This window comes from Flavobacterium sp. FPG59 (assembly GCF_002150205.1).
Classification (GTDB): Bacteria; Bacteroidota; Bacteroidia; order Flavobacteriales; family Flavobacteriaceae; genus Flavobacterium.
Genome location: NZ_MTCA01000173.1, coordinates 1 through 6,545, shown reverse-complemented (window position 1 = coordinate 6,545; position 6,545 = coordinate 1). Strand labels below are relative to the sequence as shown.

Annotated in this window: 4 protein-coding genes; all 4 read left to right on the top strand. The window is 33.3% G+C overall.

Annotated elements, in window-relative coordinates; translation table 11 throughout:
* The first annotated feature begins 67 nt into the window (after window positions 1-67).
* Entirely contained in the window at window positions 68-3,130 is a 3,063-nt protein-coding gene (locus tag FPG59_RS12605) for a SusC/RagA family TonB-linked outer membrane protein (protein ID WP_086454944.1), read from the top strand.
* Between the two features lie 11 nt (window positions 3,131-3,141).
* Complete coding sequence (locus FPG59_RS12600; protein ID WP_086454943.1) at window positions 3,142-4,626, top strand: RagB/SusD family nutrient uptake outer membrane protein; 1,485 nt, start codon at window positions 3,142-3,144, stop codon at window positions 4,624-4,626.
* Between the two features lie 15 nt (window positions 4,627-4,641).
* Window positions 4,642-5,409, top strand: a complete 768-nt coding sequence (locus FPG59_RS12595) for a hypothetical protein (protein ID WP_086454942.1) — start codon at window positions 4,642-4,644, stop codon at window positions 5,407-5,409.
* A gap of 162 nt (window positions 5,410-5,571) precedes the next feature.
* Window positions 5,572-6,545, top strand: a 974-nt coding sequence (locus FPG59_RS12590) for a putative porin (protein WP_217875901.1), incomplete at its 3' end; no start/stop codon positions are given.

Sequence of the window (6,545 nt, the reverse complement as noted above, 5' to 3'; positions counted from 1 at the left end):
ATTAAAAGTTTGTTAATTAATAATTAATTAATAGTTTTGTCTTTTAACAAACTCAAAAAAAAAATTTATGAAATCAAAGTTTACTTGGATTATGACGCTATGTTTAGCGTTCTTTATTCAGTTTTCCTTTGCGCAAGAGAAAACTGTTTCGGGTACTGTTACATCAAAGTCCGATAAAATGACTATGCCAGGGGTAAATGTTGTTGTACAAGGTACAAAACGCGGTGTTCAAACTGATTTTAACGGAGGTTATGCTATTAAAGCTTCTGTTGGTGAAAGATTAGTTTTTTCTATTGTAGGCTCTAAGACTGTTACAGTTGTTGTAGGTGGTCAATCTAGAGTAAATGTGCAATTAGAAGATGATAACATGGTGTTAGAAAATGTTATTGTAGAAGGGTATAATGTTACAAAAACTAAAGCGAAATCAAATGTTGCTTCGGTTACAGTAAGTGCACAAACTATTGAAGGAAGACCAAATGCTTCTTTTATTCAAACATTACAAGCACAAGTTGCAGGTTTGAATATTACTTCAGGAACAGGTCAGCCAGGGGGTAATAGCCAAGTTATTATTAGAGGAACAGGTTCTATCAATGGTAAAGTTGAGCCTTTATTCGTTATTGATGGTATTCCATTGAATAATGATAACTTTAGAAGTATCAACCCAGATGATATTGAATCTGTGTCTGTATTAAAAGATGCAGGAGCTACATCTATTTACGGTAATAGAGGTGCAAATGGTGTTATCATCGTTAAGACTAAAAAAGGAAGTTTTGATTCACCTTTAAGTGTTAAATACACATCTACAACTGGTTTTTCTACTTTGCAGAAAACAGATTACAACTTGATGAATGCACAAGAGCTTCTTACAACAGAACGTGCATTTGGTAGAGGTAGAGGATTTACAAGAGGTCCTAATGGTGGACCAATGACAGATGCACAAATTGCAGCTGCTCCAAACACGAACTGGAATAAATATTTCTTTAGAACAGGTGTAACTCAAAATCATGTAGTTAGTTTATCAGGTGGAGGTAAAAATTCTACTGCATTTACATCATTAGGTTATTTTGATCAACAAGGTATTTTAAAGGGAACTGATTTAAAAAGATTCAGCTTTAGAAGTAACCTTACAGGAAAATCTAATAACGATAAGTTTGCTTACGCAACTACAACATCTATTAACTTTTCAAGAAGAAACGAAGCAAATTCAATTGGTACAGGTGGGGTAAATCAAAACTATGTTTTAGGTGCTAATAATAGTGCTCCTTACATTTCGCCAAACGAATACAGTACTAGTCAACAATTATTAGCGGATTATAACGCTCAAGGCGGTACATTGTTGTTAACTCCATTGTTTTTAATTGATAAGTTAAAACAATTTGAAAATAGATTAGATGAATTAAAAGGACTTATCAATCTAGATGGTTCTTATAAAATCACTAGTGATTTGACTTTAGGTACTGCTTTGTCTTTGGATTATACACAAGAGAATTCGTATACGTGGCAAAGTCCAACAGGTTTTAATACATTATTATTTCCTGCTACAGCATTTGCACAAGATTCTGAAAATCAATTTTTTTCAAGGGATTTAGCGTTGTCATCTACAACACGTTTAAATTATAGCCGTTCTTTTAATGAAAAACATACTGTAAATGCAGGTGCTTACTTAGAGTATATCAAATCTAACAGAAATGCATTTACATTCACACAAAGAGGTTTAAACCCAAAAACTACTTCTCCAGGAGCTGGTACAGGGTATATTCTTGATGGAACAACTGATGATAGAAATGTTCCATTGGTTTCTGCTTCGAAAGCAATAACAGGTTTGTTTTCTTATTTTGCTACTCTTGATTACGATTACGATAGCAAATATGGTTTTGGAGCTACTATTCGTAGAGATGCATCATCAAGATTTGATAAAGACTACAGATGGGGTACTTTTTACTCTTTAAGCGGACGTTGGAACATTGACAAAGAAGCTTTCATGCAAGGGTCTGTTTTCAGCGGATTAAAATTAAGAGGTTCTTATGGTACTTCTGGTAATCAAGATATTATAAATGCGGTTTATGGCGCTTTGAATAATACTCGTGAATTGTACGCTAGTGCAACTGGGTATAATGGTTCTCAATCTTTTGTTTTGAATAGACTTGGAGTGCCAGATTTGCAATGGGAGACTACTGCTCAGGCTAACGTAGGTGTTGATTTTGAGGTTTTCAAAGGTAGATTGAGAGGTTCTTTTGATGTGTATCGTAAAAAAACTACGGATTTATTTTTAGGTGTACCTCTTTCAAGTATAAATGCTATTACAGCTATCAACAAAAACTTTGGATCTCTTAAAAATGAGGGAGTTGAGGCAACATTGAATTATGACCTTATTAAGGCTAAAGATTTGGGTGATTTCACTATGACATTAAATTTCAATGGATCATATAACAAAAATACAATTTTAGATGTTGCTGGAACTACAGGGGTTATTGATAATGGTACAACTGTTATTCAAGAAGGTAGAACTATTGATGAATTTTTCTTAACTAGATATGCTGGTGTGAATCCTGCAAATGGGAACTTATTGTTTTTGACTGCATCAGGACAAGTAACTGAAAATCCAAACATTACAGGTGACAGAGTTCTTACTGGAAAATCTCGTATTCCTTTGTATCAAGGAGGATTTGGTTTCAATACAAAGTACAAAGGTTTCTATTTTGATACAAATTTCTCTTTTGCTGCTGAAGTTTACAGAATTGACTTTGATTTACAAGGATTGCAAAATCCAACTAACAACATTGGTGTATTCAATGTGTCTGCAGATTTGTTGAATGCTTGGACACCTACAAATAGAGTTACTGATATACCATCTTTGAGAGCTACAAATTATGCAGCTCAAAACAATTCTGATAGATATTTAGTAGATGCTTCTTATGTTAGATTAAGATTCGCTTCATTTGGATATGATGTGCCTAAAAAACTTATAGAAAAGACACCTTTCAAATCTGTAAGAATGTTTGTTCAAGGTGAGAACTTAGTAACATTTAGTAAATGGAGAGGATGGGATGCAGAGAGCCCACGTACTGCTGATCAGTACCAATACCCTACACCAAAAATATATTCTGTAGGATTACAATTAGAATTTTAATAAAAAAAGATATGAAAAAGATTAATTTTATTTTAATAGCATTAATGTTGACACTCTTTTCATCTTGTGAGGATGCACTAGAGATTATTCAACCAGGTGAATTAGGACCTGATGTTACATTTCAAACTGTTAATGATTTGCAGTTTGGACTTAATGGTGTTTATTCTGCCGTTTCAGGTGAAAGTCCAATCGCTTTTAGTACCGTATTTACAGATGAAGTTGCCATTGGTTTTGCAAATGGTGGTCAAGGTTTAAATGGTGGAGAATATGTTTTTAATTTGAATGCCGCTTCTGCTGATGCCGCAGCTATTTGGAATTCAAACTATTCATTGATCAATAGAGCAAATAGAGTTATAGCAGGTGCTAAAGCTGTAATACCTACAGCAGCTAATCAAGCTCAGTACAATGACATTTTGGCTCAGGCACATATTTTGAGAGCATGGGGTCATTTTGTATTGTTAAGTCATTTTTCAACTGATTTGACTAGTGATTCAGCTTTGGGTGTTATAAAAATGGATTTCGTACCTACTGTATTAGATCAACTGCCTAGAAACACAAATGGTGAAGTTTTTGCTTTGATTAATTCAGATCTAAATTTTGCATCTTCATTGAGCGCAACTTCTAATGCTAATACTACACGTACTTTTATATCTACAGATTTTGTGAAAGCATTTAAAGCAAGAATGGCTGCTTACAGAGGAAAATATACCGAAGTTACTGCATTTGCTGACGAATTGATTACAAAATACCCATTGACACCAAGATCTGCAACTGTGGCAACGGAAGCAACTTCATTGTATTTGAATATATGGACAGATGTTGCTATCCCTACTGCAACTCAGAATGAAGTTATTTTTAAATTGGAACGTGTTCCTGGAAACGGTACAATAAATTCAATTTGGGCATCAGTGAATAGTACAGTAAATGGTTCTCCTTTTTATGAAATGAGTACTCGTTTGTACAATTTATTGAACAATACTAATGATATCAGAAGACGTGCTTTCTTAAGTCCATCTTCAGATCCAGCGGGCGGAAGAATTGTTATTGGAAAATATCCTGGTTCAGGAGGTATTGTTCAATTAAATGATGTTAAGATTTTTAGAACTGCTGAAATGTATTTCTTAAAAGCTGAAGCGCTAGCAGAAGCTGAAAATTTTGTTGGAGTAGCTGCACAATTACAAGCCGTTACTAATGCACGTTTTGTTGCAGGTACTGCTCCTGTTATTCCTGTGCCAGCTAACAAACAAGCTGCTTTTGCTCAAATATTAAATCAACGTAGAATTGAATTGTGTTTTGAAGGTCATCGTTATTTAGATCTAAAACGTTTAGGTGTGAAAGCAGGTGTTACCATTGATAGAGCACCAGAAGATTGTTCAATTTTCAACGCTTGTTCTATTCCTAGTAATGATTATAGATTTACAATGCCAATCCCTTTCACTGAAATATCGGCAAATACAGGAATTAAAGATCAACAAAATCCAGGTTACAATAACTAATTAATTCAATTAATCATGAAAAAGTATATTTTAAAAATCACTGCATTTGCCTTGGCTATTGGGTTATTTGCGAGTTGTGATAAAGAGACTGTTCAGTTTGATAACGTGAACGGTCAACAAGGTATTCAGTTTACTACCAGAAGTTATAACATTACTGTACCGCCAGAAGGAAGTAAGGTCACGATTCCTGTATCTGTAACTACATTGTCAACTTCAGCTAGAACTTTTCAAGCTGTTGCTGATGCAAAGTCTACGGGTGCTGCTGCTTCTTATAAGATAGGAGTTGCTACTATACCTGCAGGTTCTTATGAAGGAACTTTGGTAGTAGATTTGAACACAACATCTTTAGCAGATGGTATAGCTTATTCTTTACTTGTTAAGTTAGTTGCTCCCGAAGGCGGATCAGCTTTTAATGATGTAGCAACGATCAATTATAATAGAAAAGTTGTTTGTAATAATGTTGTTTTGACTGTAACTACAGATGCGTATCCAGAAGAAACTTCATGGAAAATTAAAAATGCTTTGGGTGTAGTTGTTGCTTCAATCCCTGCAGGTACATATGGACCAGCTTCATCTACAACTAGTAGAGGTAAAGTTTATACTCATAACATTAATTTACCAAACGGTAAGTATACTCTTATTATGGAAGATCTTTATTGTGATGGTCAAGCAGATGGAACTTACGAGGGAAGTTATAGATTAGACTGTTCTATTATTAAACATGCATCTGGTACTGGTGCTTACGATTGTACAGAAGTTACAGCTTTTGAAATCAATCCATAATAATTTCATTTATATTCTAAAAAGAGTGTTTTGTGTCATACAAAACACTCTTTTTTTTTAAAACTTATTTTGCATAAATATCTAAACTTTTTTTTTTCTTTTTTTCTTCTTTTTTATAATCTACATTTGTAGCTGATTGGTTTTAATTCTTAATTCTCATCCATGCAAAAATGTCTTTTCTTTCTTTATATCATATTGTTATGCCCTTTTTTATTTTTTGCACAATCAAAAAATGAATCTATTGTACAAAAACCGAAATCAATAAGAATTCCGGATTCACTTAAAAACAAAAAAGTAGCATCTATTGATCTTTATAAAGTAATCACACTTGATAATGATACTACTTATATAGACACTTCTTTGACCATTCAAAAAGAGTACAGTCATAATTATTTACGAAAAGATATTTTTGGTTTACTTCCATTTGCTAATGATGGTCAAACCTATAATACTTTACAGTATAGTCTAAGAGAGTACAATCCATTACCTGAGTTTGGTTTCAAAGCCAAGCATTTTAATTTTCTTGAAGCACAACATTTACGTTACTATTCGGTTGCAACACCTGTTACTGAGTTGTATTTTAAAACTACCATAAATAGAGGTCAATCTGTAGATGCTTTTATTACTTTAAATACGTCAGAAAATCTTAATTTTTCTATTGCATATAAAGGCCTTCGCTCTGAGGGGGAATATTTGAACCAATTATCTAGTACAGGTAATTTTAGGTTTACTACTAGCTATAATACTAAAGACAAGCGTTATTTTGCAAAGGCACATTATACTTTTCAAGACATTTTAAATGAAGAGAATGGTGGTATTACTACTATTGAAGATTTTGAAAGCGAAAATGCAAGCTTTAATAATAGACAACGTTTTGAAGTGTATTTTACAGACGCCAAATCTTTCCTAAAAGGTAAAAGAATTTTTCTGGATCATAATTTCAGAATAAATCCAAATAAAGGGAATACAAATTTGTATGTTTCGCATCAAGTTAATTATGAGAATAAATTTTTTGAGTTCAATCAGCGCACTGTTTCCTCAACGGTTGGTTCTTCAACTGTTGATCGTTTTGGGGAGTCGTTTCTTAATTCTAATATTAACGACCAAACGCGTTATAATAAATTGTACAATAAAGT

Bases quoted from the DNA above. Each gene is read 5' to 3' on its own strand.
- FPG59_RS12605 (WP_086454944.1), top strand. From the start codon at position 68: ATGAAATCAAAGTTTACTTGGATTATGACGCTATGTTTAGCGTTCTTT.
- FPG59_RS12600 (WP_086454943.1), top strand. From the start codon at position 3,142: ATGAAAAAGATTAATTTTATTTTAATAGCATTAATGTTGACACTCTTT.
- FPG59_RS12595 (WP_086454942.1), top strand. From the start codon at position 4,642: ATGAAAAAGTATATTTTAAAAATCACTGCATTTGCCTTGGCTATTGGG.